This window comes from Fertoeibacter niger, assembly GCF_009380135.2.
GTDB classification, from domain to species: domain Bacteria; phylum Pseudomonadota; class Alphaproteobacteria; order Rhodobacterales; family Rhodobacteraceae; genus Fertoeibacter; species Fertoeibacter niger.
On record NZ_WHUT02000012.1, the window covers coordinates 46,356 to 73,085 of the forward strand.

The 26,730-nt window shown below is 66.4% G+C and carries 26 protein-coding genes; 16 read left to right on the forward strand and 10 right to left on the reverse strand.

Annotated features, from left to right (window positions below; translation table 11 throughout):
- Positions 1-59 precede the first annotated feature (59 nt).
- From GEU84_RS17310 to folD, 3 genes are all read left to right on the forward strand, one after another.
- The gene (locus GEU84_RS17310) at positions 60-1,736 is read left to right on the forward strand and encodes a formate--tetrahydrofolate ligase (RefSeq protein WP_152828387.1); all 1,677 of its coding nucleotides are present in this window, start codon (positions 60-62) and stop codon (positions 1,734-1,736) included.
- Between the two features lie 78 nt (positions 1,737-1,814).
- Positions 1,815-2,135, forward strand: a complete 321-nt coding sequence (locus tag GEU84_RS17315; RefSeq protein ID WP_152828324.1) for a chorismate mutase — start codon at positions 1,815-1,817, stop codon at positions 2,133-2,135.
- Positions 2,132-3,019: a bifunctional methylenetetrahydrofolate dehydrogenase/methenyltetrahydrofolate cyclohydrolase FolD gene (gene folD, locus GEU84_RS17320; protein ID WP_152828325.1), complete on the forward strand. Its 888-nt coding sequence runs from the start codon at positions 2,132-2,134 to the stop codon at positions 3,017-3,019. Before GEU84_RS17315 ends, folD begins: the two co-directional genes overlap by 4 nt.
- Here folD and pdeM read toward each other — a convergent pair.
- Together pdeM and GEU84_RS17330 are read right to left on the reverse strand one after the other, a co-directional pair.
- Positions 3,016-3,693: a ligase-associated DNA damage response endonuclease PdeM gene (gene pdeM, locus GEU84_RS17325; protein ID WP_152828326.1), complete on the reverse strand. Its 678-nt coding sequence runs from the start codon at positions 3,691-3,693 to the stop codon at positions 3,016-3,018. The genes folD and pdeM overlap by 4 nt on opposite strands.
- Before the next feature lie 196 nt (positions 3,694-3,889).
- Positions 3,890-6,304 (reverse strand): ligase-associated DNA damage response DEXH box helicase, encoded by a 2,415-nt coding sequence (locus tag GEU84_RS17330; RefSeq protein ID WP_152828327.1) that lies wholly within the window; start codon positions 6,302-6,304, stop codon positions 3,890-3,892.
- A 228-nt stretch (positions 6,305-6,532) separates the two neighbouring features.
- Between GEU84_RS17330 and GEU84_RS17335 the strand changes: the two genes are divergently transcribed.
- The 5 genes from GEU84_RS17335 (at position 6,533) to GEU84_RS17355 (ending at position 11,297) form a co-directional block, all read left to right on the forward strand.
- Entirely contained in the window at positions 6,533-7,345 is an 813-nt protein-coding gene (locus GEU84_RS17335) for a TIGR00282 family metallophosphoesterase (RefSeq protein WP_152828328.1), read from the forward strand.
- The gene (locus GEU84_RS17340; RefSeq protein WP_152828329.1) at positions 7,342-8,235 is read left to right on the forward strand and encodes a DMT family transporter; all 894 of its coding nucleotides are present in this window, start codon (positions 7,342-7,344) and stop codon (positions 8,233-8,235) included. Before GEU84_RS17335 ends, GEU84_RS17340 begins: the two co-directional genes overlap by 4 nt.
- A 53-nt stretch (positions 8,236-8,288) precedes the next feature.
- Positions 8,289-10,067, forward strand: a complete 1,779-nt coding sequence (locus tag GEU84_RS17345; RefSeq protein WP_152828330.1) for an SLC13 family permease — start codon at positions 8,289-8,291, stop codon at positions 10,065-10,067.
- A gap of 13 nt (positions 10,068-10,080) precedes the next feature.
- Complete coding sequence (locus tag GEU84_RS17350) at positions 10,081-10,461, forward strand: hypothetical protein (RefSeq protein ID WP_174539956.1); 381 nt, start codon at positions 10,081-10,083, stop codon at positions 10,459-10,461.
- An 89-nt stretch (positions 10,462-10,550) separates the two neighbouring features.
- Positions 10,551-11,297: a YebC/PmpR family DNA-binding transcriptional regulator gene (locus GEU84_RS17355; RefSeq protein WP_152828332.1), complete on the forward strand. Its 747-nt coding sequence runs from the start codon at positions 10,551-10,553 to the stop codon at positions 11,295-11,297.
- 43 nt (positions 11,298-11,340) lie between these two features.
- On the opposite strand, the gene GEU84_RS17360 is transcribed toward GEU84_RS17355, so the two are convergent.
- The 3 genes from GEU84_RS17360 to GEU84_RS17370 form a co-directional block, all read right to left on the reverse strand.
- Positions 11,341-11,985: an MT-A70 family methyltransferase gene (locus tag GEU84_RS17360; protein WP_152828333.1), complete on the reverse strand. Its 645-nt coding sequence runs from the start codon at positions 11,983-11,985 to the stop codon at positions 11,341-11,343.
- Positions 11,982-12,575: a BglII/BstYI family type II restriction endonuclease gene (locus tag GEU84_RS17365; RefSeq protein WP_152828334.1), complete on the reverse strand. Its 594-nt coding sequence runs from the start codon at positions 12,573-12,575 to the stop codon at positions 11,982-11,984. The genes GEU84_RS17360 and GEU84_RS17365 overlap by 4 nt, the downstream gene beginning before the upstream one ends.
- A gap of 79 nt (positions 12,576-12,654) precedes the next feature.
- On the reverse strand, positions 12,655-13,806 hold the full coding sequence (locus tag GEU84_RS17370; RefSeq protein WP_152828335.1) for a HupE/UreJ family protein: 1,152 nt from the start codon (positions 13,804-13,806) through the stop codon (positions 12,655-12,657).
- On the opposite strand from GEU84_RS17370, the gene GEU84_RS17375 reads away from it, so the two are divergent.
- Positions 13,805-14,605 (forward strand): DUF4198 domain-containing protein, encoded by an 801-nt coding sequence (locus GEU84_RS17375; protein ID WP_152828336.1) that lies wholly within the window; start codon positions 13,805-13,807, stop codon positions 14,603-14,605. The genes GEU84_RS17370 and GEU84_RS17375 overlap by 2 nt on opposite strands.
- Before the next feature lie 27 nt (positions 14,606-14,632).
- Here GEU84_RS17375 and GEU84_RS17380 read toward each other — a convergent pair whose 3' ends face one another.
- Entirely contained in the window at positions 14,633-15,505 is an 873-nt protein-coding gene (locus GEU84_RS17380; protein ID WP_152828337.1) for a LysR family transcriptional regulator ArgP, read from the reverse strand.
- 92 nt (positions 15,506-15,597) lie between these two features.
- Here GEU84_RS17380 and GEU84_RS17385 point away from each other — a divergent pair, with 92 nt between their 5' ends.
- The 4 genes from GEU84_RS17385 to galE all read left to right on the forward strand — a co-directional run bounded on the left by GEU84_RS17385 (position 15,598) and on the right by galE (position 18,655).
- Entirely contained in the window at positions 15,598-16,008 is a 411-nt protein-coding gene (locus GEU84_RS17385; protein WP_217438604.1) for an ACT domain-containing protein, read from the forward strand.
- Positions 16,005-16,610: a LysE/ArgO family amino acid transporter gene (locus tag GEU84_RS17390; protein ID WP_152828338.1), complete on the forward strand. Its 606-nt coding sequence runs from the start codon at positions 16,005-16,007 to the stop codon at positions 16,608-16,610. Before GEU84_RS17385 ends, GEU84_RS17390 begins: the two co-directional genes overlap by 4 nt.
- 42 nt (positions 16,611-16,652) lie before the next feature.
- A complete protein-coding gene (locus tag GEU84_RS17395) occupies positions 16,653-17,558 on the forward strand; it encodes a DMT family transporter (protein ID WP_420899288.1) in 906 nt (301 codons plus the stop codon).
- A 110-nt stretch (positions 17,559-17,668) separates the two neighbouring features.
- The gene (gene galE / locus GEU84_RS17400; RefSeq protein WP_152828339.1) at positions 17,669-18,655 is read left to right on the forward strand and encodes a UDP-glucose 4-epimerase GalE; all 987 of its coding nucleotides are present in this window, start codon (positions 17,669-17,671) and stop codon (positions 18,653-18,655) included.
- A 7-nt stretch (positions 18,656-18,662) separates the two neighbouring features.
- Here the strand turns inward: galE and GEU84_RS17405 are convergent, their stop codons facing one another.
- Genes GEU84_RS17405 through GEU84_RS17420 form a run of 4 tightly spaced genes read right to left on the reverse strand, consistent with a single transcriptional unit; the run spans position 18,663 to position 22,455 of the window.
- Positions 18,663-19,448: a heme ABC transporter ATP-binding protein gene (locus tag GEU84_RS17405; protein WP_152828340.1), complete on the reverse strand. Its 786-nt coding sequence runs from the start codon at positions 19,446-19,448 to the stop codon at positions 18,663-18,665.
- Position 19,449: 1 nt separating this feature from the next.
- Entirely contained in the window at positions 19,450-20,517 is a 1,068-nt protein-coding gene (locus tag GEU84_RS17410) for a FecCD family ABC transporter permease (protein WP_152828390.1), read from the reverse strand.
- Positions 20,518-20,521: 4 nt separating this feature from the next.
- Complete coding sequence (locus tag GEU84_RS17415) at positions 20,522-21,400, reverse strand: heme/hemin ABC transporter substrate-binding protein (RefSeq protein WP_241427746.1); 879 nt, start codon at positions 21,398-21,400, stop codon at positions 20,522-20,524.
- Positions 21,397-22,455: a hemin-degrading factor gene (locus tag GEU84_RS17420; RefSeq protein ID WP_152828341.1), complete on the reverse strand. Its 1,059-nt coding sequence runs from the start codon at positions 22,453-22,455 to the stop codon at positions 21,397-21,399. Before GEU84_RS17420 ends, GEU84_RS17415 begins: the two co-directional genes overlap by 4 nt.
- Before the next feature lie 282 nt (positions 22,456-22,737).
- Here GEU84_RS17420 and GEU84_RS17425 point away from each other — a divergent pair, with 282 nt between their 5' ends.
- From GEU84_RS17425 to GEU84_RS17435, 3 genes are all read left to right on the forward strand, one after another.
- A complete protein-coding gene (locus GEU84_RS17425; protein WP_241427747.1) occupies positions 22,738-24,819 on the forward strand; it encodes a TonB-dependent receptor domain-containing protein in 2,082 nt (693 codons plus the stop codon).
- Position 24,820: 1 nt separating this feature from the next.
- Positions 24,821-25,312, forward strand: coding sequence for a hypothetical protein (locus tag GEU84_RS17430; RefSeq protein ID WP_152828343.1), 492 nt, complete (start codon positions 24,821-24,823; stop codon positions 25,310-25,312).
- A gap of 280 nt (positions 25,313-25,592) precedes the next feature.
- The gene (locus tag GEU84_RS17435) at positions 25,593-26,729 is read left to right on the forward strand and encodes a TonB family protein (RefSeq protein ID WP_152828344.1); all 1,137 of its coding nucleotides are present in this window, start codon (positions 25,593-25,595) and stop codon (positions 26,727-26,729) included.
- The last annotated feature ends 1 nt before the right edge of the window (position 26,730 follow it).

Here is a 26,730-nt window from a genome sequence, read left to right on the forward strand (position 1 = left end):
ATTCTTCTCTGTGGCGCGGATTTCCCGGCTATCAATGGGAAAACCGCCCGGGGGGAATGATGGGTTTCACATCCGACATCGAGATTGCGCGCGCAGCCAAGAAAAAACCGATCCAGGCGATCGGCGCGGCCCTGGGCATTCCGCCCGATGACCTGATCCCTTATGGCCATGACAAGGCCAAGGTCGGCGCCGCCTTCATCAAGGGGCTGGCGGGCCGCCCCGATGGCAAGCTGATCCTTGTCACCGCAATCAACCCCACCCCGGCGGGCGAGGGGAAAACCACGACCACCGTGGGTCTGGGCGACGGGTTGAACCGCATCGGCAAGAAGGCGGTGGTCTGCATCCGCGAGGCCAGCCTTGGCCCCAACTTCGGCATGAAGGGCGGGGCGGCAGGCGGCGGCATGGCGCAGATCGTGCCGATGGAAGAGATGAACCTGCATTTCACCGGCGATTTTCACGCGATCACGTCGGCCCATAACCTGCTGTCGGCGATGATCGACAACCACATTTACTGGGGCAATGAGCTGGGCATCGACACCCGCCGCATCGTCTGGCGCAGGGTGATGGACATGAACGACCGCGCGCTGCGCGATGTGGTGGTATCCTTGGGCGGTGTGCCCAACGGCTTTCCGCGCCAGACCGGGTTTGACATCACCGTGGCATCCGAGGTGATGGCGATCCTGTGCCTGTCGCGCGATTTGGAAGATTTGCAGGCGCGGCTGGGCTCCATCGTGGTGGGCTATACCCGCGACAAGCAGCCGGTGCATTGTCGCGACCTGAAGGCAGATGGCGCGATGACCGTGCTGCTGCGTGACGCGATGCAGCCAAATCTGGTGCAAACGCTGGAAAACAACCCCGCCTTCGTGCATGGCGGGCCATTTGCAAATATCGCCCATGGCTGCAACTCGGTCATCGCCACCACCACGGCGCTGAAGCTGGGCGAATATGTGGTGACAGAGGCGGGCTTTGGTGCCGATCTTGGCGCGGAAAAGTTCTTTGACATCAAATGCCGCAAGGCGGGGCTGCGGCCCTCCGCGGCGGTCATCGTGGCCACGGTGCGGGCGATGAAGATGAACGGCGGCGTGGCAAAGGCCGATCTTGCGGCAGAAAACGTGGCGGCGGTGCAGGCGGGCTGCGCCAATCTGGCCCGGCATATCGAAAACGTGCAGGGCTTTGGCGTGCCGGTGGTGGTGGCGATCAACCATTTCAACGGCGACACGGCGGCAGAGATTCAGGCGGTGAAAGATCATGTGGCGGGGCTGGGGGCTGAGGCCATTCTATGCCGCCACTGGGCCGAAGGCTCGGCGGGTATTGAAGACCTCGCGCGCAAGGTGGTGGAACTGGCCGAAAGCGGCGTGGCCGATTTCCACCCGCTTTACCCTGATGCCATGGGGCTGCTGGAAAAGATCGAAACCGTGGCCACCCGCATCTACCGCGCGGCAGGGGTGCAGGCCGATTCCGCGATCCATGAGCAACTCAGGGCATGGGAGGCGGCGGGCCACGGCCATCTGCCGGTCTGCATGGCCAAGACTCAATACAGTTTCACCACCGATCCCACGGTGCGGGGTGCCCCCACCGGCCACATCATTCCGGTGCGCGAGGTGCGGCTGTCGGCGGGGGCCGGGTTCGTTGTGGCGATCTGCGGCGAGATCATGACGATGCCGGGCCTGCCCCGTGTGCCCTCGGCCGAGGTGATCCGGCTGAACGATCAGGGCCATGTGGAGGGGCTGTTCTGAACCTGCGGCCTCCCGGCCCCTTGACCCCGGCCGCTGCGCCAGCATAAGGCGCGGCATGACCGCCGGGAAAGGGATGCGATGCAGGCCCCGCAGGATTGCAAGGACATGACCCAGCTGCGTGCCGCGATTGACACGCTGGATGCCGAAATTGTCGCCGCGCTGGCCCGGCGCATGGCCTATATCGACCGTGCCATCGTGCTGAAACCCGGCGCAGGCCTGCCCGCGCGCATTGACGCGCGGGTCGAGGAGGTGGTGGCCAAGGTGCGCGGGAGGGCGATGGCCGAAGGGCTGGATCCGGCGCTGGCCGAAAGCCTGTGGCGGCGGCTGATCGACTGGTCGATCACCCGCGAAGAGGCGGTGCTGGGCAAGGGCCTGCTGCCGAAAAGGAGAGCGGAATGACAGCGCAAGTGATCGACGGCAAGGCTTTTGCCGCCCGGGTGCGGACAGATGTGGCGGCGGGTGTGGCTGTTCTGGCCGCGCAGGGCATCACCCCCGGTCTGGCCGTGGTCCTGGTGGGCGAAGATCCGGCCAGCCAGGTCTATGTCGGGGCCAAGGGCAAGCAGACGGTCGAGGTGGGCATGGCCTCTTTCGAACATCGGCTGCCCGGCGACACGCCCGAGGCCGATCTGCTGGCCCTGATCTCCCGGCTGAACGCCGATCCGAAAGTTCACGGCATTCTTGTGCAGTTGCCGCTGCCTGCTCATGTGAATGCCGATCTGGTGATCAACAGCATATCGCCCGCCAAGGATGTCGACGGATTTCACATATCGAATGTCGGCCTGCTGGGCACCGGGCAAAAATCCATGGTCCCCTGCACGCCCTTGGGCTGCCTTATGATGCTGCGCGACCACCATGGCAGCCTGTCGGGCATGAATGCGGTGGTGGTGGGCCGCAGCAACATCGTGGGCAAGCCGATGGCTCAACTGCTGCTGGGCGACAGCTGCACCGTCACCATTGGTCACTCCCGCAGCCGCGATCTGCCCGCGCTTTGCCGCACGGCTGACATTCTGGTGGCGGCGGTCGGGCGGCCCGAGATGATCACCGGCGACTGGGTGAAACCCGGGGCCACGGTGATCGACGTGGGCATCAACCGGGTGGAGCGTGACGGCAAGACCCGGCTGGTAGGCGATGTGCATTTCGAATCCGCCGCCGCCGTGGCCGGTGCCATCACCCCGGTGCCGGGCGGCGTGGGGCCGATGACCATCGCTTGCCTGTTGGCCAACACCCTGACCGCCTGCTGCCGCGCCCATGGCCTGCCCGAACCGCAGGGCCTGACCGTCTAGCGCCGCAACACGCCCGGCTTTGGGGCCATGCGCGGCATCGGCAGGGCCAGCGCCCGCGTGCCCGTCAGGATGGCCAGCGCATCGGCCCCCATCAACCCGGTCAGCACCGGATCATGGCTGGCCAGCCCGCCGGTATAGGCCCCATAGGCCGGCAGGATCAGCCGCTGCGCATCCAGCAGAAAACAGGGCCGGCTGCGCCCCGCCACGCTGGCCTTGGGGTGATAATGCCCTGAAACCTCGGGCGTGTCCGCCGTGGCGATATGCCGGAAGGTCAGCGCACCCAGCCGCAGCGCCGCCCGGTGGCTACCGCCGAAATCCTGAGGGGCCGGGTCGTGGTTGCCCAATATCCATGTCCAGTCCCGCCCCGCCATCAGCCGCAGCAGCCACAGCCGCGCCGCCTCGGGCAGGGCACCTGCCGCCGCCAGATCGTCGAAACTGTCGCCCAGACAGATCACCTGCCGCGCGCCCGTCGCTTCCAGATCGCTGTCCAGCCGCGCCAGCGTCGTCTCGGTGTCATAGGGCGGCAACAATGCCCCGCCGCGCCGCGCCAGCCGCTCGGCCTTGCCGAAATGCAGATCTGACACGCACAGCAGCCGCTGCCCGGGCCAGTGCAGCGCCCCCGAGGGCAGGGCGCGCAGCGCGACACCGCCAAGATGGAATTCAAGCGTGTTCATGCTTTGTATCTGCCCGACCGCTGCGTTCCGCGCAAGCCCCGGCTGCGCCTGCAAGCTGCTGTCACTCGCCAAATTCTTGCTGGCCCAAATATCCCCGCCGGAGGCCTCGCCATCAGCGACAGGCCGCAGCATCCGTGGCCGTCTCCCGGCAGGCCGCACGCGGGGGCTCGATGCCCCCGGGGGCGGCACCCCCGGCTCAGCCCAGCCCGGCCGCCTGCATCAGCCGATCCGCCGCCTCGGCCAGCAGCCTTTCGCGCGCCGCCCCCTCTACTGGCACCCGGCCCATTTCCAGGAAAAGCGGGGCGGCGAGCGGGGTCACGCGGTCCAGCCGGGCCATGTCGATACCGCCATCGGGGGCGGTGCCGATGCGCGCAAGCATCTCCTCCACCCGGCCGAAATCCACCAGACCGCGCATCGCCTCGTCCCGGGTGATGGTCAGCATCAGGTGGCCGGGGTCGTATTTCAGCAGCGTGTCATACAGGATGTCCGACGAAAACGTGGCCTGCCGCCCCGATTTGCGCCGCCCCTGATGGCTGCGCTCGATCAGGCCCGCGATGATCGCGGCGTTGCGGAAGGTGCGTTTCATCACCGCATTGCCCGAAAGCCACCCCTCCAGCCCGTCGCGCAGCCGGGCCGGGTCAAACAGCGGGGCCACATCGCGCACCGCATCCAGCCCCCAGATCAGCGTGGCATAATCGGTGGCGACAAAGCCCAGCGGGTGCAGGCCTTCCTCCTCCATCCGCTTGGTCAGCAACAGTCCCAGCGTCTGCTGCGCGTTGCGGCCCGCAAAACCGTAGACGCACAGATGCTCGCGCCCGTCATGCGGAAAGCTTTCCACCAGCAGCCGGTCGGGCTGTGGCAGGCGTGAAACCCGGCGTTGCAGCGCCAGCCAGGCGGCGGTATGGCCGGGCAGGTCGGGCCAGTCCGCCTGCTGAAAAATCCGCAGGATGCGCTGGGTCAGCAGGGTCGATGTTGCAAATTTCGTGCCGTTGAAGGTGGCCACCTTTGGCTCGCGCCCGGGCTGGCGCGTCACTTCCACCGTCATTTCGCGCAGCCCCTCATAGCGCACCACCTGCCCGCCGATCAGGAATGTGTCGCCCGGGGTCAGGGTGGCGGCGAAGCCTTCCTCCACCTCGCCCAGCGGCATGCCGCCCGCCCGGTTCTTCAGCCGCACCTTCAGGGTTTCCGTGTCGATGATCGTGCCAATGTTCTGCCGGATCACCGCCGCCGCGCGCGGATCGCGCAGGCCCCACAGCCCCCCACGCAGCATCAACCGCTGCCAGCGGTCATAGGCGCGCAGCGCATAGCCGCCGGTCGCCACGAAATCGAGACATTCATCGAACGCGGCCCGGCTGAGGCCCGCATAGGGGCCCGCCGTCACCACCTCGGCATAAAGCGCATCCGCCGCAAAGGGTGCGGCGCAGGCGGCCACTAGGATATGCTGGCACAGCACGTCACGCGGGCCCGGCCCGCGCGGCTCGCCATCCAGATCATGCGCCAGCACCGCCTCAAGGGCTGCGTGGCATTCCACCACCTCGAACCGGTTTGCGGGCACCAGCAGCGCCTTGGACGGCGCGTTGTAGCGGTGGTTGGCCCGCCCGATGCGCTGCACCAGCCGTTTCACGTTCTTCGGCGCGCCCACCTGAATGACCAGATCGACATCGCCCCAGTCGATGCCCAGATCAAGGCTGCCGGTGCAGACGATGGCGCGCAGGGCACCCGCCGTCATCGCGGCCTCCACCCTCTCGCGCTGCTCGCGCGCCAGACTGCCGTGGTGGATGCCGATCGGCAGGCCGTCCTCATTGGCCAGCCAGAGGTCGTGAAAGAAAATCTCGGCCTGCGCCCGGGTGTTATGGAAGATCAGCGTGGTGCGGTGCGCCTTGACCTGGTCCAGAATCGCGGGAATGGCATAGCGCCCGCCCCCCCCGGCCCAGGGCGGGGCATCGTCGGTCAGCAGCATGGAAATGTCGGGGTCAGGGCCGGGGTCGGCATGCAGCACGGTGCAGGGGTCGGGGTTGCGGGCCAAATAGCGGGCCAGTGCCGGCGGGTCTTCGACCGTGGCCGACAGGCCCACCCGGCGCAGGCCGGGGGCCAGCGCCTGCAACCGCGCGAGGCCCAGCATCAACTGGTCGCCACGTTTGCTTTCCGCCAGCGCGTGTATCTCGTCCACGATCACCCGTTGCAGGCCCGCAAAGATGCGCGGGGCGTCTTCATAGCTCAGCAGCAGGGCCAGACTTTCGGGCGTGGTCAGCAAGATATGCGGCGGGTCGGCGCGTTGGCGCCGCCGCTGGGTCTGGGTGGTGTCGCCGGTGCGGTCCTCGATCCGGATCGCCAGCCCGGCACCCTCGACCGGGCTGCGCAGGTTGCGCCTGATGTCGGCGGTCAGCGCCTTGAGCGGCGAGATATAGAGCGTGTGCAACCCCGGGCCGGGGGCCGCCCCCAGTTCGGCCAGCGTGGGCAGAAACCCTGCCAGCGTCTTGCCGCCACCCGTGGGCGCGATCAGCAGGGTTGCCGGGTCTGATGCCCGCGCCAGCATCTCCGCCTGATGCGGGTGCAGCGCCCAGCCCTTTGCGGCGAACCAGTCTGACAGGGAGGCGGGGAGTATGGCCATGGGCGATACCTAGCGCGGCGGGCCTTTGCGGGAAAGGCGCAAGGCTGCTGTTCGCGCGCGGCCAAGAATTTTCAGAAAAATTCTTGGCAAAAATCTTTGAAGATTTTTGGCCCGTGGCCACCCGCCACGCGTGCCCGTCTGGCCGGATGTGGAACCGTTCCGCCAATCGTGTCGCAGGGCCGGGAATCGCCTTGCCCTTCGCCCCGCCGCCGCTTACCGCTGTGCCCCATGAAAATACTGTTTCTGGGCGATGTGATGGGGCGTGCCGGGCGCGCGGCGGTGGCGGAACGGCTGCCGAAACTGCGTGCCGAGTGGGGCCTCGATTTCGTGGTGGTGAATGGCGAGAACGCCAGTTCGGGCGTCGGCCTGACGCCTGACCATGCCAAGGCGCTGCTGGCCGCCGGGGCCGATTGCGTGACGCTGGGCGACCATGCCTTTGACCAGAAGGACATGCTGCAATTCATCGAACAGGAACCCCGCATCCTGCGCCCCCTGAACTATGCCAAGGGTGCGCCGGGCAAGGGCGCGCGGCTGTTCACCGCACCCGGCGGGCGCAAGGTGCTGGTGGCGCAGGCGTTGGGGCAGGTGTTCATGAAGCGGCCCTTTGATGATCCGTTCAGTGCGGTGGATGCGGTGCTGCGCGCGCACCCCCTGGGCGGGCTGGCGCAGGCGGTGGTGCTGGACATGCATTGCGAGGCGACGAGCGAGAAGATGGCCATGGGCCATTGGTGCGACGGGCGGGCCACGCTGGTTGTGGGCACTCATACCCATGTGCCCACGGGTGACGCGCAGATACTGGGCGGCGGCACGGCCTATCAGACCGATGCGGGCATGTGCGGCGATTACAATTCGGTCATCGGCATGGAGAAATCCGAGCCGATGCGCCGCTTCATCACCGGCATGCCCAAGTCGCGGTTCGAGCCTGCGACCGGCCCCGCCACCCTGTCGGGGGCTTATGTGGAAAGCGATGACCGCACCGGCCTTGCCAAGCGGATCGCCATGGTGCGCATCGGCGGTTGCCTGCAAGAGTCGCACCCTTGAACCGTCTGGCCCTTGTGGCGGCGCTGCTGGCACTTGGCGCGGGCTGGGGCCTGACGCAACCCCTGGGCAAGATGGCGGTGGCCACGGGGCACCGGCATTTCGGGCTGATCTTCTGGCAACTGGTGGTGGGGGTGCTGGTGCTGGGGGCGATCGCGCTGGTGAAGCGCCGCCGCTTTCCGCTAACCGGGGCGGGGCTGCGGTTTGCGCTGGTCATCGCGGTGATCGGCACGATCATTCCCAATTCGTTTTTCTACTACTCCGTCGCGCATTTGCCAGCGGGCATCATGTCGATCCTGATTTCCATGGTGCCCTTGCTGGCCTTTCCCATGGCGCTGGCGCTGGGGATGGACCGTTTCAGCATGATGCGGCTGGCCGGGCTGCTTTGCGGTCTGATCGGCGTGGCGCTGATCACGCTGCCGCAGTCCAGCCTGCCCTCGCCCGGCATGCTGGCCTATGTGCCGCTGGCGCTGGTGGGGCCGCTGTTCTATGCGGCGGAAAGCAATTATGTCGCGCGCAATGGCACGGCGGGGCTGGATGCGGTGCAGGCGATGCTGCTGGCCTCGGCGGTGGGGGCGGTGATCGCGCTGCCGCTGGCACTGGGGTCGGGGCAGTTCATCGACCCGGTGTTGCCCTGGGGTCGGGCGGAATGGGCGCTGATCGCGTCATCCGCGCTGCATGCGGTGGTTTATGCCGGCTATGTGGCGCTGGCGGCCCGGGCGGGCGCGGTGTTCGCATCGCAGACATCCTATGTCGTGACCGGGGCCGGGGTGCTGTGGGCCATGCTGCTGTTGGGTGAAAGATTCAGCGTCTGGATCTGGGCGGCGCTGGCGGTGATGCTGGTCGGCCTCTTTCTTGTGCAACCGCGTGCGAAGGCGGCAGAGGCGGGTTGAAATCCGGCCCGCGCCCGTTAGACAGGCCGAGGCGCAATGAAACGGGAAACAGAATGATCGGCTTGGAACTGGCGCAGGAACATCAGGCGTATGTCGCCATTGCCATCATTCTTGGCATGCTGGTGTTGTTCATCCGCGAGACCTTTCCGGTCGAGGTGACGGCCATTGCCGGGGCGGCGCTGATGCTGGTGCTGGGCATCCTGCCGCAGGGCGAGGCGATGGGCGTGCTGGCCAACAACGCACCGTGGACCATTGCCGCCATGTTCATCGTGGTGGGGGCGCTGGTGCGCACTGGCGCGCTGGACTGGGTGACGCAACTGGCCAGCCATCATGTGATGGCGCGGCCCAAGGCCACCGTGGCCGTGCTTGGCATTGCCATCGTCGCGCTGTCGGCCGTGGTGAACAATACGCCCGTTGTTGTGGTTTTTCTGCCGGTATTCATGCAACTGGCGGCACAGATGCAGATCGCGCCGTCAAAGCTGCTGATCCCGCTCAGCTATCTGTCGATCATGGGGGGCACGATCACGCTTGTCGGCACATCCACCAACCTGGTGGTTGACGGTGTGGCGCGGTCTGCCGGGCTGGAGCCGTTCTCGATTTTCGAGATCACGCCCGTCGGTGTGCCGCTGGCGATCCTCGGCATGCTTTATCTGGGGCTACTGGGCAACCGCCTGCTGCCCAGCCGCGATTCCATGTCGGCGATGCTGAATGACCGGTCCAAGATGAAATTCTTTACCGAGGTGGCGTTGCCTGATGACAGCTCGCTGGTGGGCAAGAAACTGGAAACGGTGGATCTGTTCAAGCGTGGCGGGGTCCGCGTGATCGACGTGCTGCGGGGCGATGCGTCGCTGCGCCGCGATCTGGCGGCGGTGGAACTGGCGGCGGGCGACCGCGTGGTGCTGCGCACGCCGATGTCGGAACTGCTCAGTTTGCAAGACCACAAGGATCTGCGCGCGGTTGACAAGCTCAGCTCGGTGCAGACCAGCACGGTCGAGGTGCTGATCACGCCCGGTTGCCGCATGGTGGGTCGCAGCCTGGGCTCGATGCGCCTGCGGCGGCGCTATGGCGTCTATCCGCTGGCGGTGCATCGCCGCAACCAGAACATCGGGCGGCAGCTGGATGATCTGGTGGTGACGGTGGGCGACACGCTGCTGCTGGAGGGCCGGATGGAGGATATCCAGCGCCTTGCCGCCGACATGGACATGGTCGATATTTCTCACCCCACCGAACGCGCCTTCCGCCGCAACCGCGCGCCCATCGTGGTGGCGGTGCTGGCGGCCATCATCACCCTGTCGTCGCTGGATGTGGCCCCTATCGAGGTGCTGGCCTTCATCGGTGTGGCCATCGTGCTGGTGACGCGCTGCATCGACGCGGACGAGGCGTTTTCGTCCATCGACGGGCGGCTTCTGGGCATGCTGTTCGGGATGATTGCCGTGGGGCAGGGGCTGGAGCATTCGGGCGCTGTGGGGCTGCTGGTGGGTTATGCCGCGCCCTACATGACCGATCTTGCGCCCTGGCTGCTGATCTTTGCGGTCTATGCCCTGACCTCGACCCTGACCGAGCTTTTGTCGAACAATGCCGTGGCCGTGGTGGTGACACCGGTGGCCATCGGCTTGGCGCAATCGCTGGGCGTTGACCCGCGCCCGTTGCTGGTGGCGGTGATGATGGGGGCGTCGTTCGGGTTCGCCACGCCCATCGGCTATCAGTGCAACCTGCTGGTTTACGGCCCCGGCGGCTACAACTTCGGCGATTTCCTGCGGATCGGCGTGCCGCTGAACATTCTGATGGGCGTGGCCGCGGCCATCGTGATACCACTTGTCTACGGCCTTTGACCCAAGGATTGCGATGATGCGCCTGATGCTGCCCCGCCTTTCTGCCCTGATGGCTGTCCCCGTTCTGCTGGCCGCCTGCGCCACACCGCCTGCGCCGGTTGCGGCACGGCTGAGCACGGAAAACCTGACCGTCACCTTGTCGGACGGCACCGATTGCACCGCACCCGCCAGCCCCGAGGGCCGGTTTGACCGCTGCAATGCCGATCTGGGCTGGCAGATTGCGCCCGACCTGCCCGCCAACCCGCTGCGTCAGGTGGTCGAGGCGGTGTTTACCGGCATCGGTGCCGAAACGGCACTGGCCCCCATGGCACGCATCACCCTGACCGACGCGGCAGGGCGCAGCAAGGAATTCATCTCGCCCGAGCCGCTGGATCTGTCCAACTTCGGCGATTGAACTGGCCTGCGCCCGGCCCGGGCTTGCGGCCCCCCCCGCCGCTGGGCTATAGCCCCACAGCGCCGGAATTCAGGGATCGGAGATGGGTCATGGCAGGCCATTCAAAATGGGCAAACATCCAGCACCGCAAGGGCAAGCAGGACAAGCTGCGCTCCAAGCTGTTCTCGAAACTCGCCAAGGAAATCACCGTTGCGGCCAAGATGGGCGACCCCGACCCTGACAAGAACCCGCGCCTGCGCCTGGCGGTAAAGGCCGGCAAGGCCGTGTCGATGCCGAAAGACGTGATCGACCGCGCCATCAAGAAATCCATCGGCGGCGACGCGGCGGATTACACCGAACTGCGCTATGAGGGCTACGGCCCCGAGGGCATCGCCATCATCGTCGAAACGATGACCGACAACCTGAACCGCACCGCATCGAACGTGCGCAGCTATTTCACCAAGCATGGCGGCAATCTGGGCACCACCAATTCGGTCAGCTTCATGTTCGACCGGGTGGGCGAGATCACCTATCCGGTATCGGCGGGCGATGCCGATTCGGTGATGATGGCAGCCCTTGAGGCCGGGGCGGATGACGTGGAATCCGATGACGAGGGCCACTGGATCTATTGCGCCGCCGACATGTTGTCCGAAGTGTCGGATGCGCTGGAAAAATCGCTGGGCGAAAGCACCGAGGCGAAATTGATCTGGAAACCGCAGAACCGCACGAATGTGGATTTCGATACCGCGGTCAAGCTGATGAAGCTGATCGACGTGCTGGAGGAAGACGACGACGTGCAGGCGGTGACGGCCAATTTCGACATCCCCGAGGATGTCGCGGCCCGGCTGGACGCCTGATCTGCAAAACCAAAGGCCCCGGTTGCGGGGCCTTTTTTTTTGGTCAGACGCGTTTCTTGAACGGCACCACCTTGGCCTGTGAATGGTTGGAATAGGTGTCCCAGGTGGGGGTGTAATCGTCTGACTGGTTGCCCCAGACTGTCCAGCCGGGGCGGGGGCCGCGCGCGAACAGCTCCAGCCGCGGGCCGGGGCTGCACCCTTCGATCAGCGCATATTGCTCATCCGGCTTGCGGCTGTGTTCGCGCTTTTGCGTGGACAGGATGTTTTCCTGCGTGCGGCCTTGCGTCAGGGTGCGGGCGTTCTTGCCGCGCACGCCGAACAGCAGCACCTCTGTCACATTTCGGAAATAGAAGCCCACGCCGCGCCGGTCCGGCCCGCCATCCTTGCGGATTTTATACCAGATGATGTTGCTTTTATAGCTGAACCCCCAGTTTTCCATCACGCGCAGCCCCTCGGGCAGCAGGGCGTTGGGCACCCACAGATACAGATGCGCCGTTTCTTCCACCACCGCCTCGACCGGCAGGTCGCAGATGTCGCGCAGCGTCATTGTGGGGTAGCGCGACAGGCGCTTGTGTTCCGGCGCCATCTTGCCGGTGCGGTTCTGGAACTGCCATGGTGGGTCGGCCAGCACGGTCTTGAACTTTTGCCCGGCGGTGCGGGCCAGAAGGTCGTCACTCGCGCTGATCATTCTGTGTCCTTCACGAAGAGGGCCTTTGTAATGCCAAACACCAGCAGCGGGCAACCCGCCCCGCCACCGCCTTCGATCCGTGGCAGCAATTTCGACATATGCGTGGTCGAGGCCCCATAGGATGAGCCCCGGCCAATGCCGTTGAAAATCTCTTGCAGGCTGTCGGCCCGGGTGATGATCACCCCCACGCTGACCGCGCGCAGGTCGAACAGCAGGCGGAAATTGTTCAGGTCGCGGTCAAAGAACGGATCCTTGTTGTTCCATTCGATTTCCAGCGCGATGCCGTTCTTGAAGCAGTCGATCTTGTGGGTGGGCGAGTCGAGCCGGATGTTGTCGATGACCACGCCGGTGTGGAACTGTTTTTCAACCCAGCCACGCGCATAAAGGAAACGGTCGATGAAGCCTGACAGGCCCGATTTGTTGCCGCCGCCCGCGCTGATCCAGCTTTCGCGCAGCCGGAAGGTGCCCAGCAGGTCAAGCAGATCCTGCCATTCCTGCGCAAAGTCCTGCGACAGGATCGCGCTGGCATGCCGCCACTCGTGACATTCGTAATGGTCACGGATGAACGGCGGCAAACGGCCATGCAACATGTTGTGTTCCGGGTGCATCCGGCAAGCATAGGTGGCGGCCCGGGGCAAAGCAACGGCTGTTGCCCCGGGCCTTGGGCCGTTACAGGAACACCCGTTCCACAAACCAGTAGCCGCCCACCATGGCGATGACCGCCGAGGCCGGAACCGCGATGGCGCGGCGATACCAGGGCTTCTTGCCAAACCAGTAGCCGACCAGCAGGAACGCCACGGCGATGACCGCCAGCTGCCCCAGTTCCACCCCCACGTTGAACCCCAGCAGCGCCGGGATGAACTGGTTCGCAGGCACGCCGAACTCGCCCAGAACCGAGGCGAAGCCCAAGCCGTGCAGCAGGCCAAAGGCAAAGACCACCGCCGGCCGCCAGGGGCTAAGCCCGTTGGACAGGATGTTTTCCACCGCCACATAGACAATGGACGCCGCGATGATCGGCTCCACGATCTCGCCCGGGATGTTCACATAGCCCAGGGCACCCGCCGCCAGTGTGAAAGTATGCGCCAGCGTGAAGGCCGACACTTGCCACAAGAGCGGCGCAAGGCTGGTGGAAAGGAAGAACAGCCCCAGCACGAACAGGATGTGATCCAGCCCCTTGGGCACGATATGGTCGAACCCCACGGGGATGTAATCGACAAAGGCCTCGAACGCCGTGGCCTGATCGCCGCCACCCAGCGCGATGGGCGGGCTGACATCGCCGGGTTGCAGATAGCCGTCATAGGGGCTTTCAACCCCGTTCTGCCGCAGTACCAGCGCGCCGTAGGGGGCAGCCCAGCCCACCTGCACCGCCGTCGCACCGGGGGGCAGCGCCGCCGTAAACCGCAGCACCGATGTGCGGGGCACCTCGCTGTCGGGGGCAGGCGGCACGGTCAGGCCGACCAGAACCGGGGCCAACGCTGCACCATCCGCCGTCAGGGCGATGTTTTCGGCCATTGTGGGCCAGAAGGCGCGAAACCGCGCCTCCAGCGCCGCAGGGTCCATCGCGTGCAACTCTTCATAGGTCGCGACTTCGGGGGCGGCGTCGGTATCGGTGACAGCGGCAAGGTCGATGCCCGCAATGAAGCTTTCCGCGTTCATCTGGATGTCGAAGGTCAGTTCATCCCCGGCGCGTGCCATGTCGGCGATGGCGGGCATCACCTCATGCGCGGTGGCCGATGACGGAAGAGTGATGGACACAAGCAGCAGACTTGCCAGTATCTGTGCAAGAAATCCTCTGCCGCGTTGAATGTAGGAAAATGCCATGCGTGTCTTGTCCCTTTGTCTGTTCTTGGTGGCGTCGTCGGTGTCGGCCCATGAATTCTGGATCGAACCACTGGATTATCAACCGGAAGTAGGGGGTTCGCTGCGAGCGAACCTGCTGAACGGCGAGATGTTCGAAGGTCAGACCTTTGGCTTCCTCCCTGACCGAAGCAGGGTTTTCGTTGTGGTGGCAGGGGACAAGACCATCGGTGTGACAAACAGGATCGGCAACCTGCCCGCCGTCGACCAACCGGCCCTGGGCGATGGGCTGCACGTTGTGGTTTACCAATCGGTGAATAACAAAGTTTCATATGCAACCTATGAAAAATTTGAACCCTTTGTTCTGCACAAGGATTTTTCCGGCATACGCGAACGTCATGCGGCACGCGGCCTGCCCGAAACCGATTTTGCCGAGCTTTACACCCGGTTTTCCAAGTCACTGATCGGGGTGGGCAGCGGGGCGGGGGCCGACCGCTTTCTGGGGCTGGAAACCGAGATTGTGGCGCTGAACAACCCCTATACCGATGACCCGGCGCAGGGCATGCACGTGCAGGTGTTCTACCGCAACAGCCCGCGCGCCGATGTGCAGGTGGAGCTTTACGCCCGCGGCGCGGATGGGGTGGCCACGGTCACAAAGCACCGGACCGATGCCGAAGGGATAGCACTGCTGCCGGTGGCGCGGGGCATGGAATACATGGTCGATGCCGTGGTGCTGCGCGAACCCGAACCGTCATTGGCGCAGGCGACCGGCACGGTATGGGAATCGCTTTGGGCCAACCTGACGTTTCGCGTGCCGGATTAAGCGGGCCGTGTGCCGGATTGAGCGGGATCAGGCCACGGGGCGCAGCACTTCCGCCGCCGCGCGGATGGCCCGGGTCAGCGGTGCCAGCGCGGGTGCCGACAGCCGGGTGAATTGCCAATACAGCGGCACATCCAGCGGCAGCGCCGGCGCCAGATCGACCAGCCGCCCCTTGGCCAGATGACCGGCCACCAGCAGGGCAGGGTTCATGCCCCAGCCAAGGCCGGCCAGCGCCGCATCGACAAAGGCCTGCGATGACGCCATCCGGTGCGTGGGAAAGGCAAAGCGCCGACCCGTGACGGCGCGCAGCCAGTCTGCCTGTAACCTGTCCTTGTCGGAAAACGTCAGTGCGGGGGCCTTTTCCAGCGCCTGCACCGTGGGGCCATCCGGCAGCCAGCGCGCCACAAAGCCCGGGCTGGCCGTGGCGTGATAGCGCAGGGTGCCCAGCGGGATCGTATCGCAGCCCTGCAACGGGCCGGGGTGGCCGGTGATCGCCGCCGCCACCTCGCCCCGCCGAAGCCAGTCCTGCGAATGGTCCTGATCGTCGATCACCAGATCGAACAGCACGCCCTCTACCGCCGCCAGTGCCGGGATCACCCAGGTCGCCAGACTGTCGGCACTCACCGCGATGCGCAGCGTGGCCATGGCCGCGCCGGGTCGGGGCAGCGCAAGTGCCTGTTCCAGCAGCATCACCTCGTCCAGATGGCGGATCAGCCGCAGGCCCGCATCGGTGGCCACCGAAGGCTGGCCCCGGCGGATCAGCAAGGTGCCCATCCGCTCCTCCAGCGCCTTGATGCGCTGCGACACGGCCGAGGGCGTCAGCCCCAGACTGGCAGCCGCCAGATCGAAACTGCCGCGCCGGTGAACGGCGGCAAGGGCGGTGAGAAGGGGATAGTCCAGCATTAGTTTGGCTTCATTGGGAACAGGAAATTTAACTCGACTAATGTCATGGCCCCATGTCAGGTCAAGCCGGAAGCGATGATGGACGGGACGGCATGATGGACAAGGGCGAAACCGATCTGGCCACCCTGCTGCGCTGCATGGTGCCGGTGCTGCATGATCAGGATCATGGCTTTGGCCTGCTGGCCGTCGGTATGGCGATGCCGGCGGGCCTCGCCCCCTTTGCCATCGTGGCAGAGGCCGAGGGCACCACGCTGATCGCGCCGGCTGCCGATCTGGCCCGACACGGGATTGCCCACCGGGCCGGATGGGCGCGCATCAGCCTGACCGTGCATTCCGATCTGGCGGCGGTGGGGTTGACGGCTGCCTTTGCCACAGCGCTGGCCCGGCAGGGGATCAGCGCGAATGTGGTGGCGGGCTGGCATCACGACCATATCTTCGTGCAGCGCGAACGCGCCGCCGAGGCCATGGCGGCGCTGGCTGCGCTGGCGGGGCCAGAGGCATGACCGGGGCCTTGCTGGCGGGCTATCTGGTGTCGCTGAGCCTGATCGCCGCCATCGGCGCGCAGAATGCCTTTGTGCTGCGGCAGGGCATCAGGCGCGAACATGTGGGCGCGGTGGTTCTGGTCTGCGCGCTGTCGGATGCCGTGCTGATTGCCGCCGGGGTGGCTGGGTTTGGCGCGGTGTCGGGCGCCGTGCCCTGGCTGGGCACGGTGATGCGCTGGGGCGGGGCGGGGTTTCTGCTGGTCTATGGCGCGCTGCGGTTTCGCGCCGCATTGCGTGGCGGGGCGGCGCTGCAACCGGCGGCCACCGGCCCCGCACCATTGCGCCGGGTTCTGGGCACGGTGCTGCTGCTGACCTGGGCCAACCCGCATGTCTATCTGGATACGCTGGTGCTGATCGGGTCCATTTCCGCGCAATATGCGCCGCGCGGGCTGGCCTTTGGCACGGGCGCGGTGCTGGCCTCGCTCAGCTTTTTCACGGCGCTGGGCTATGGCGCGCGGCTGCTGGCCCCGGTGTTCGCCAGCCCGCGCGCCTGGGTGGTGCTGGAACTGGTGGTAGGCTGCACCATGTGGGCGATTGCGGCGGGGCTGCTGCTGCACGGCTGATCCGGGGTTGCAGGCCCCCCGTGGATCGGAAATGGTCGCAGCATGAACCCGCCCCCGCCCACCCGCACGTTGCAAGGCATTGGCTGGATGCTGGCCTCGGGCCTGTGTTTCGTGGCCGTGACCGGCATCGTGCGCTATCTGGGCACCGATCTGCCCACCGCGCAATCCGCCTTCATCCGCTTTGCCTTTGGCGGGGTGTTCCTGTTGCCCGCGCTGATCCCCATCCTGCGGGGTGGCTTTGCCCCCGGCGCGCTGCGGCTGTTCGGGCTGCGGGGCTTTGTGCATGCCTGCGCCGTGGTCTGCTGGTTTTACGCCATGGCGCGCATCCCGGTGGCCGAGGTGACGGCCATCGGCTATCTGAACCCGGTTCTGGTCACGCTGGGGGCGGCACTGTTCTTTGGCGAGGCGCTGGCCTTTCGCCGTCTGGCAGCCATCGGCGTGGCCGTGGCGGGCGCGCTGATTGTCCTGCGCCCGGGTGTGCGCGAGGTGACGGACGGCCATCTGGCGCAGATCGCAGCGGCGTTTTTCTTTGCCGGTTCCTACCTGATCGCCAAGCGGCTGAGCGAGCGTGCCGGGGCAGGGGCCGTGGTGGCGATGATGTCATTCGCCGTGACGCTGGTGCTGTTGCCCTTTGCGCTGTGGGTCTGGGTGCCGGTGACGCCGGTGCAACTGGGCTGGCTGGCGCTGGTGGCCGCCTTTGCCACGCTGGCGCATTACTGCATGACACGGGCGTTTCGTGCGGCACCGCTGACGGTAACGCAACCGGTGACATTTCTGCAACTGGTCTGGGCCACGGCGCTGGGCGCGCTGGTGTTTGGCGAGGGGGTGGACGGTTTCGTGCTGCTGGGTGGCGGGGTCATCATCGCGGCCATCAGCTATATCACCTGGCGCGAGGCACGGGTAAAGCGCCGCGCCGTGACACCGAACCCGGCGGAAACCAAGGGCTGAGGCTGTGGCGCTGTGTCCGCAGCGCGTGGATTTCGCGTGGCGGACATTCGACAGGCACCGCTTTTCAGGCTAGGCGGAAGGCGGAAACGGGACAGTGGCAGGGTAGTGTGATGGCGGATCATGTGCTGGTGACGGGCGGGGCTGGCTATATCGGTGCGCATGCCTGCAAGGTCTTGCGGAACGCGGGTTTTGTGCCGGTGGCCTTTGACAATCTGGCAACCGGCTGGCGCGGGGCGGTGAAGTTCGGCCCCTTCGTGCAGGGTGATCTGATGGACCGCGCGGCAATTGATGCGGCACTGTCGCAGTATCGCCCGGTGGCGGTGATGCATTTTGCGGCGCTCTCGCTGGTGGGCGTGTCGATGCAGGATCCGGGGCTTTATTGGCGGGTGAATGTGAACGGCGCGCTGAACCTGCTTGAGGCGACTGTCGCGGCGGGGGTGAAGAATTTCGTGTTCTCCTCGACCTGCGCCACCTATGGCGACCAGGACGGCGTGCTGCTGGACGAGGATACACCGCAGCGCCCGATCAACGCCTATGGTGCCTCGAAATTGGCGATTGAAGAGATGCTCCGCAATTTCGGCGCGGCCTACGGGCTGAACCATGTGATCTTTCGCTATTTCAACGTGGCGGGGGCCGACCCGGACGGCGAGGTGGGCGAACAGCACACACCCGAAACCCATCTGATCCCGCTGATGCTGGATGCGATTGAAGGCAAGCGCGCGGCGCTGACGGTGTTCGGCACCGATTACCCCACGCCCGACGGCACCTGCATCCGCGACTATGTGCATGTGATGGATCTGGCCGAGGCGCATGTGTTGGGCCTGCGCCGGCTGCTGGACGGGCAGGGCGATGGCGTGTTCTGCCTTGGCACCGGATCGGGGTTTTCGGTGCGCGAGGTGATCGAGGCCTCGCGCGCCGTGACCAACCGCGAGGTGCCCATCGTGCTGGGGGACCGGCGGGCGGGCGATGCGGTGGCGCTGGTGTCAGGCTCGGCCCGCGCGATGCGCGACCTGGGGTGGGAGCCGAAACGATCAACCCTGCCGCAGATGATCCGCGATGCCTGGGCCTGGTCGCAAAAGCCGGGGTTCGAGGGCTGAAACTGGCCTATTCCGCCGCCAGTGATGCCGCATGTGGCAGCAGCCACGTGCCCGCTGCCGGTGGCGTGTTGACCCGCACGCGGCAGCGATAGGCCTGCGTCAGCAAACCGTCGGTCAGAACGGCGGCAGGCGTGCCTTGCCCCAGAACGCGGCCCTCGGCGATCAGCGCCACAGAATCGGCGAACATCGCGGTCAGGTTCAGGTCATGCATCACCGCCACCACCCCGCCGCCCGCATCGGCAAAGTCGCGGGCGATCTGCATCACCAGCAGCTGATGGCCAATGTCGAGGCTGGAGACCGGTTCATCCAGAAACAGCCAGCGGGGGTGCCCCTGTGCCACGGGTTGCCACACCTGCGCCAGAACGCGGGCCAGTTGCACGCGCTGCTGCTGGCCCCCCGACAGTTCCTGATAAAGTCGGCCCTCATAGCCCTGCAAGCCACAGCGGGCCAGTGCCTGCGCCGCGATGCCATGGCGGGCGGCGTCGATACCCGACGCAAGGCCCAGCCGCACCACCTCGACCACGGTGAAGGGAAAGGCCAGCGGCGTGGCCTGCGGCAGCACGGCGCGGATGGCGGCCAGTTCCCAGGCCTTTGCGCGGCGGATGTCGTGGCCGTTCAGCGTGACGGGGCCGGTGGAGGGTATCTCGCCCGTCACCGCGCGCAGCAGCGTGGTCTTGCCCGACCCGTTCGGCCCCACGATGGCCGTCAGCGCGCCCGGGCGGGCGGTGAAATTGACGCCATGCAGGATGGTTGTGTGGCTCAGCGTCACGGTCAGGGTGGTGGCGGTCAGCATGTCACAGATCCATCATTCCCCTGCGGCGCAGCAGGATCCACAGAAACACCGGCGCGCCCAAAGTGGCGGTAACGATGCCGATGGGCAATTCGGCGGGGGCCACGACCAGCCGCGCGATGATGTCGGCCAGCACCAGCAGGATCGCCCCCAAAAGCGCGGCGTTGGGCAACAGCCAGCGGTGATCGGGGCCGGAGGCGAGCCGCAGAAGATGCGGCACTACGATGCCGATGAACCCGATCCCCCCCGCCACGGCGACCGAGGCCCCGGTTGCGGCGGCCACAGCCAGAATGGCCAGCAGCTTGATGCGCTGCACCGGCAGGCCGATATGCCCCGCCGCGGCCTCGCCCAAAGCCAGTCCGTTCAGCCCGCGCGCCAGCAGCGGCGCCAGCGCCAGCGCGGGCAGGATCAGCGGGGCCGCCGTCAGCAGCTTGGCCCAGCTTGCCCCGGCCAGCGACCCCATGCCCCAGAAGGTCAGGTCGCGCAATTGCCGGTCATCGGCCAGATAGACCAGTATCCCCGTCACAGCCCCCGCCAGCGCACCCAGGGCGATGCCCGCCAGCAGCATCGTCGCCACCGAGGTTTGCCCCCGCCGCGTGGCCACGCGGTAAAGCAGCAGGGTCGAGGCCCAGCCCCCCAGAAAGGCCGCAAGGCTGACCAGATGGTTGCCCGCCACCGCCGCCACGGATGCGGGCAACAGCCCGCCCAGCACGATGGCGAATACCGCGCCCAGCCCCGCGCCCGCCCCTACACCCACGATGCCGGGGTCGGCCAGCGGGTTGCGGAACAGCCCCTGCATCACCGCGCCAGATACCGCCAGCGCCGCCCCGATCAGCACACCCATGGCAAGGCGCGGCAGGCGGATATCCAGCAGCACCACGCGGTCGCGCGTGCTGATCGGCTGCCCGGCCCACAGATCGCCCAGCACCTGCGGCACCGACACGCCCGAGGCCCCGGTGCCGACCGACAGCAGCGCCGTCAGCCCCAGTGCGGCCAGCAAGACCCAGAACAGCATTGCCGCCCGGGCCGAACGGTCGCCCGGCATGCTGCGGGCAAAGGGCAGGGCCACCATCGGCTCAGCCCCTGCCGTAAAGGGCTGCATTCAGCGCCATGGCGGCATCGGGGGTGCGCGGGCCAAAGCCCAGCAGCAGCATGCCATCCATGCGGATCACCGCGCCATTGACGGCGGCAGGGCTGCTGGCCAGCGCCGGGTGTGCGAAAAGATCGGCATCGGACATGGCATGATCGCCCTCGCGGTCCATCATCACGATCACATCGGGGGCGGCGGCCAGAACCGCCTCATCCGTCATCTGCTTGTAGCCCTCAAAGCCCGTGGCGGCATTGGTGGCCCCCGCCAGATGCAGGATGCCTTCTGCCGATGTTCCCTGGCCCCCCGCCATGATCCGCCCGCCCTGCATTGACAGCACGAACAGCACCTTCTTGGGGGAAGTCACCGTGGCGGCCTGTGCCGCAGCCCGGGCAAAACCATCCTGAACCGAGGCGGCCAGCGCCTTGCCCTCTTCGGGCAGGCCGATGGCACTCGCCACTGCGGCGATCTTGGCCAGCACGCCCTGCGCCGAGGGATCTTCGGGGATGGCCACATAGGGCACGCCTGCGGCCTGCAACACTGCCACAGCCTCGGCCGGGCCTGCGCCCGCCTCGGCGATCACCAGATCGGGGCCAACCGACAGAACACCTTCGGGCGACAGGGCACGCACATAGCCCACATCGGGCAAGGCCAGCAGGCTGGCGGGATAATTGGTCGTGCTGTCACGGGCGATCAGCCGGTCAGCCGCCCCCAGCGCCGCGATGACTTCGGATACCGATCCGCCCACCGACACGATACGCTCGGCGCGGTTCTGCGCCTCGGCGGGGGCCAGGAACAATGCGCCCGCCAGCGCCAGCGTCAGCACCAGATGCAACCCGCCGACCGAGGGTTTCAGACGGCACATCATGCCATCACCTCGACCGCCAGCCGGGGCAGTGTGGCGGTCAGCGCCTGCCATGCCTCGGGCCCGGTGTTCTTGCGGTAGCCGAAGATCTGCACGATCAATTCGCCATCCGCGTCAAAGGCCTCGACCGACACCGCATCGCCGCGCTGGGTGGGTTTCGTCACCAGCCAGACCTCGGCGATATGGTCGGCGCGCAGATGCAGGTTGAATCGCGGATCCATCACGTTGATCCACGGCCCCATCGGCACCACCTTTTCGATCGGCCCGCCATGGATCTGGATGCAGCCCTGATTGCCGACAAAGATCATCACTGGCACCTTGCCATCGGCCGCGGCATGCAGCGCCGCCGTGACCGCGCCAGTTTCCAGCGGCAGGGCAAAGGGCGAACCCACCACACGGTTGGCACCCAGCCGGTTCATCTTCAGCCGCCGCACCAGTTTCAGAAACTGATGCGTGTCGGTCATCTGGCCCCATTCCGCGCGCAGGTCGTCGGCGCGGGCCGGGTCTGCCCGTGGGCCTTCGGGGGCGGCGCGGGGGGTGGTGGCGACTGTGTCGGACTGTTCGGCCACCCGCAGCGTCTCGACCAGCGTGATGAAGGCCAGATGGTCGCTTTCCGGTTTCAGATGCACCTTGTGCACCGCATCGCCATGGGCGTCAAAGATTTGCAGGCTGCGTTTCGCGCCCTCGGGGCTGTTTTCCTCGACCGCAAACCCATGCACCCAATGGGCGGGGAACATCCGCATGTCGATCTCGTCGCCCGTCACCATCGCCGCATGCGCGCCGCCGTGAAACGGGGTGTAGCTGCCGCGCCGTTCATGCACGCAAGATGAATTGCGCGTCAGCGCCATCACATCGCCCAGCGTGCCGATCAGCGGGAACAAAAGGTCCACGGTCGCATCAATCCGCGTGGTGCCGTGGCCCACAAAGGCGGCCACCAGGGCGGCCTCGGATATGCCATGCAGGGCGGCAAAATCGCGGGCGCGGGGTTTCGGGTTCTCGGCACGCAGCAGGCGAATCTTCGCGGGGCTGAGCGGGGCAGGCACAAGATCGGCAGCCATCGGCGCGGTTCCTTTCACAACATTTGTGGCGGGCGCGTGTCTGGCGGGCCAAGGGGGGGGCGGGGCTGGAGCGCGTGGCCCGGCCTAAAGCGCGGGCGATACTTGACAGTTTCTGTCGGAGTATCTAGAAGCCTTTTCCTGACAGATCAAGTCAAGAAATCCCTGCACCCGCCAGCTCCTGCCGCCAGCCCCTTTGCAGAAACAATTCTGGGGAACCGCATGTCTGCTGGCCAAATCCGGGCGCCTTTGGGGCGTCTACTTTCCACCGTTGCACTGGGCGCTATGCTCGCCGCCACACCCGCCGCCGCGCAGGACCAGGACGAGGGCCTGTTCACCCTGCTGGGGCGGCTGATTCTGGGCACCGGCACGGCCAAGGTGGCCATCGACACGCCGCAGGCGGTCAGCGTGCTGGAACAGGCCGATCTTGACCGCGAGCAGGCCACCAGCATCGGCGATCTGTTTGCCGCCGTGCCGGGTGTTCAGGCGGCCGGGGCCTCGGCCCGGGCGCTGGGGCAGGCGTTCAACATCCGCGGCATCGGCAACACCGAACAGACCGCGTCCGAGGCGCGGATCATCGTCACCGTCGACGGCGCGCCAAAATTCTTCGAACAATACCGGATGGGGTCGTTCTTTGGCGATCTTGAACTGTTCAAGCGGGTCGAAGTGCTGCGTGGCCCGGCATCATCAACGCTTTACGGCTCGGGCGCCATCGGCGGCGTGGTGAATTTCACCACCAAGGATGCGTCGGATTTCCTGGTGGACGGGTCAGACAACGCGCTGCGGTTCAAGCTGGGCTATGACAGCAACGGCGACGGGATGCTGGCCTCGACCATCTTTGCCACCCGTGTGGGCGAGAATGCCGAATTTCTGGGCGCGCTGAACTGGGGCAGTTCGGGTGCCAGCGAGGATGGCAGCGGCGCGGAGATCCTGGGGTCGGGCTATGACCGTGTGTCGGGGCTGGCCAAGGGCCGCTTCACCTTTGGCAATGACGCCGACCAATCCGTGACCCTGTCCTTCTCGCGCAGCGACAGCGATCTGGATGATACCGTGGTGGCCCAGACCGGCGGCGCTGCGGTGCCGTCCTTTGGCACGGCCGATGTGCATACGGTGGATGACACCTTCACCCTGGCCTACAACCACGCGGCATCTGCCAACCCGCTTGTCGATCTGGATGTGACCCTGTCCTACACCGACACATCGGTGGACAAGACGAATTTCAGCCTCGGCTCCTTCTGCAGCCCCGGCACGTTCCAGGTGCTGTGCGACAATGACGCGGCCTACAAGACCCTGAGCCTGAAGGTAGAAAACACCGCCGACATCAGCAGCGGGGCGTGGGATAACTACCTGACCTTCGGCGTGCAGCTGCAGGAGCAGGAGCGTGAAGCGTCATCCTCGATCGGCGCGCTGGCCTTCCACCCCGAGGGCACCGACCGCAAGCTGGGCCTCTATGCGCAGGGCGAGTTTGTCTGGAATGACCGGCTGACCCTGATCCCCGGCATCCGCGTGGATTTCGGCGAAACGACGCCCGGCACGGCGGCTGCGGCGGCAGGGGCCACCGCGCAGGATGACACCGCTGTGTCGCCCAAACTGGCGGCCATGTATAGATTCAACGACTCGTGGGGCGTCTTTGGTTCCGTTGCGCGCACCGAACGGATGCCCACGCTGGATGAACTTTATTCGTCGGAAGGCGAGAGCTTCTCGCGCACGACCGGGCTTTATTCGGCAGCCCGTCTGCCCAGCCTCAATCTGGAAAAGGAAACCGCCACCACGTTTGAACTGGGGGCCACCTTCCAGCGCGAGGGGCTGCTGGCCGAAGGCGATTCGCTGCAGCTGAAAGCCACGGTGTTTCACAACGATGTGGATGACTTGATCGCCACGACACCCCGGCCCACCTCACCCACGCCGGGGCTGACGCCGGTGGCCTATTATTCCAACATCCGCGCGGCGGAAATCTGGGGCGCAGAGATCGAGGGCAGCTATGATGCCGAAAACTGGTTCGCGCAGCTGGCCTATTCCAATGTGAAAAGCAAGGACAAGGACACCGGCCTGACGCTGGCCGACACACCGGCGGAAAACGTGGCGCTGACGCTGGGTGCAAAACTGCCGCAGTGGGATGCCGTGCTGGGCTGGCGTGCCAGCTATTACGACGCGATCACCACTTCCTCGGCCACGACATCGGCGGGCAGCTATGACACGCACGACATCTTTGTCACCTGGACGCCGGATCAGGGGGCGTTCAAGGGCTTCAACGTGAATTTCGCGGTGGAAAACGTGTTCGACAGCACCTACCGCAACAATCTGGTGCAAGACAACGCGGCGGGGCGCACGTTCAAGCTGTCGCTGGCCAAGACGCTGGATTGGTAAGATGGCCGTGTTGCGCGCAATGGGGTTGGGGCTGGCGCTGTGTGCGGCAGCCCCCGTCTGGGGCCAGGATGCTCCGTTGACCGGTGCGCAGGCAGGCGGCGCGGCAGGGGCGGGGGGCGGTGCGGTGCAGCCCGCCTCAGCCTCTGCCGCGCTGGTGCTTGATCTGAACGCGGTGCAGGATGCGGGCGGGGCCTGCCGCCTGATCTTTGTGGCCGAAAACCGGCTGGGCGCCGATCTGGCCTCGGCGGTGTTCGAGGCGGTGTTCTTCACCCCGGATGGCGGGGTGGAACGGTTGACCCTGCTCGACTTTCAGGATTTGCCGCAGAACCGCCGCCGGGTGCGGCAGTTCGACCTTCCAGATACGGGCTGTGCGGCGCTGGGGCAGGTGCTGATCAACGCCGCAACTTCCTGCGAAGGTGCGGGGCTGGCAACGGGGGCCTGCATGGCCGGGCTGACCGTCAGCTCGCGGGTGGCGATGGGGATTTCGGGGTGATGGCATGGCGGTGATGCTGGCCCGGAACCGGCTGTGGCAGAATGCGCCCGCCTTGTCCGCCCGCCGGGCTGTCGCCGGCGGGCCACCGCGCCCGCTGGGGGCCGCGCCACTTGCGGCCAATGCGGTGAACGGGCCGCGTGGCGCACCGGCATTTGCTGCCATTGCCGAAGACTTGGCCCAAGCAGCGCCTGCCGGTTTGACGGCAACTGCATGGCCCCTGCCAGTGTCGCCCTCGCCTGCCCCGCCGCTACCTTGCCTCGGCATCAGCACAGGGCAATCCATGCGCGGGCAGGCTGCCCTTGCTGCCCCGGCCCGGTTTCCGGTGGGGCTGGCGGCATCCAGCCTCGCCCATGCGGGGGCCGTGCTGTGGGTGGCCCTTGGCGGACTGTTCTTTGCGGATGATGAACAGCCCCAGATCGCCGGGGTGGAAGTCTCGTTGATTTCCGGGGCTGCGTTTGACGCGCTGATGGCACGGTCTGACGGGGACGCAGCGCCGCCTGATCCGACCCCCTTTGCCGACATGCAGCCGGTGCCCAGTCTGATGCCCGAGGTGCAAGCCGCAACGCCGCCCGCCACCCCTCAGGCCATGCCTTTGGCCGTCACACCGCCCCCGCCAACCCTGCTGACCGCACCCACCGCCGCCCCGACCGCGCCTGACGCCACAAGGCCACTGGCTGTGCCAGCAGCGCCGGTGACAACAACCGCGCCCGTTGAACTGGCTCGCGCGCCAATGCTGGCTCCTGTCGGTGCCACGCCCAGCTTGCCGCAGGCCAACGTTGTGTCGGCGCTGGTGCCGCAGTCGGGTGCTTTGGCCCCTGCGCAGGCCACGCCCGCCGCCCCGCCGCCCCCCACGGTCCTGCAACCCTTGCCCGACCTTCCCGCCGCACAAGAGGCTGGGCCAGACACGCCCCGCCCCCGCCCGCGCCCCGCGCCAGAGGATCGGCGGGTGGCCAAAGCCGCGTCGCCCGCCCCCGCACAGGTGGTTCAGAAACAGGTGGAACCGGAAAGGCCCGCAGCAAGGGCCGCCCAAAAGCCCGCAGCCACCACCGACGGCGATCAAGAGGTGAACAACCGGCGCGGCGCCGCCGAGGGCGCGGCAGATGGCGCTTCGGTCGATGGCAAGGCCAAGGCTGCGGGAAAGGTTGCAGGCAATGCCAGGGCGTCGAATTATGGCGGTCAGGTGCTGCGCCAGATCAGTCGCACGAAAAAACCCAAAGCGCCCGCGCGCGGCACGGTGGTGGTGGGCTTTACCATTGCCGACTCGGGCGGTCTCGCTGGTGTTCAGGTGTTGCGCAGTTCGGGTGCCCCCGCACTGGATGCCGTGGCGCTGGATCATATCCGCCGCGCGGCACCCTTTCCCGCACCGCCCGAGGGGGCAAAGCGCAGCTATTCGTTCGAATTCGTCGGGCGGCCCTGAC

Coding starts and splice junctions, on each gene's coding strand:
- GEU84_RS17315 (WP_152828324.1), top strand. CDS start 1,815: ATGCAGGCCCCGCAGGATTGCAAGGACATGACCCAGCTGCGTGCCGCG.
- galE (WP_152828339.1), top strand. CDS start 17,669: ATGGCGGATCATGTGCTGGTGACGGGCGGGGCTGGCTATATCGGTGCG.
- GEU84_RS17355 (WP_152828332.1), top strand. CDS start 10,551: ATGGCAGGCCATTCAAAATGGGCAAACATCCAGCACCGCAAGGGCAAG.
- GEU84_RS17390 (WP_152828338.1), top strand. CDS start 16,005: ATGACCGGGGCCTTGCTGGCGGGCTATCTGGTGTCGCTGAGCCTGATC.
- GEU84_RS17380 (WP_152828337.1), bottom strand. CDS start 15,505: ATGCTGGACTATCCCCTTCTCACCGCCCTTGCCGCCGTTCACCGGCGC.
- GEU84_RS17335 (WP_152828328.1), top strand. CDS start 6,533: ATGAAAATACTGTTTCTGGGCGATGTGATGGGGCGTGCCGGGCGCGCG.
- GEU84_RS17430 (WP_152828343.1), top strand. CDS start 24,821: ATGGCCGTGTTGCGCGCAATGGGGTTGGGGCTGGCGCTGTGTGCGGCA.
- GEU84_RS17395 (WP_420899288.1), top strand. CDS start 16,653: ATGAACCCGCCCCCGCCCACCCGCACGTTGCAAGGCATTGGCTGGATG.
- GEU84_RS17425 (WP_241427747.1), top strand. CDS start 22,738: ATGCTCGCCGCCACACCCGCCGCCGCGCAGGACCAGGACGAGGGCCTG.
- GEU84_RS17420 (WP_152828341.1), bottom strand. CDS start 22,455: ATGGCTGCCGATCTTGTGCCTGCCCCGCTCAGCCCCGCGAAGATTCGC.
- GEU84_RS17405 (WP_152828340.1), bottom strand. CDS start 19,448: ATGCTGACCGCCACCACCCTGACCGTGACGCTGAGCCACACAACCATC.
- folD (WP_152828325.1), top strand. CDS start 2,132: ATGACAGCGCAAGTGATCGACGGCAAGGCTTTTGCCGCCCGGGTGCGG.
- GEU84_RS17330 (WP_152828327.1), bottom strand. CDS start 6,304: ATGGCCATACTCCCCGCCTCCCTGTCAGACTGGTTCGCCGCAAAGGGC.
- GEU84_RS17345 (WP_152828330.1), top strand. CDS start 8,289: ATGATCGGCTTGGAACTGGCGCAGGAACATCAGGCGTATGTCGCCATT.
- GEU84_RS17365 (WP_152828334.1), bottom strand. CDS start 12,575: ATGTTGCATGGCCGTTTGCCGCCGTTCATCCGTGACCATTACGAATGT.
- GEU84_RS17350 (WP_174539956.1), top strand. CDS start 10,081: ATGATGCGCCTGATGCTGCCCCGCCTTTCTGCCCTGATGGCTGTCCCC.
- GEU84_RS17360 (WP_152828333.1), bottom strand. CDS start 11,985: ATGATCAGCGCGAGTGACGACCTTCTGGCCCGCACCGCCGGGCAAAAG.
- pdeM (WP_152828326.1), bottom strand. CDS start 3,693: ATGAACACGCTTGAATTCCATCTTGGCGGTGTCGCGCTGCGCGCCCTG.
- GEU84_RS17385 (WP_217438604.1), top strand. CDS start 15,598: ATGATGGACAAGGGCGAAACCGATCTGGCCACCCTGCTGCGCTGCATG.
- GEU84_RS17370 (WP_152828335.1), bottom strand. CDS start 13,806: ATGGCATTTTCCTACATTCAACGCGGCAGAGGATTTCTTGCACAGATA.
- GEU84_RS17410 (WP_152828390.1), bottom strand. CDS start 20,517: ATGGTGGCCCTGCCCTTTGCCCGCAGCATGCCGGGCGACCGTTCGGCC.
- GEU84_RS17310 (WP_152828387.1), top strand. CDS start 60: ATGGGTTTCACATCCGACATCGAGATTGCGCGCGCAGCCAAGAAAAAA.
- GEU84_RS17375 (WP_152828336.1), top strand. CDS start 13,805: ATGCGTGTCTTGTCCCTTTGTCTGTTCTTGGTGGCGTCGTCGGTGTCG.
- GEU84_RS17415 (WP_241427746.1), bottom strand. CDS start 21,400: ATGATGTGCCGTCTGAAACCCTCGGTCGGCGGGTTGCATCTGGTGCTG.
- GEU84_RS17435 (WP_152828344.1), top strand. CDS start 25,593: ATGCGCGGGCAGGCTGCCCTTGCTGCCCCGGCCCGGTTTCCGGTGGGG.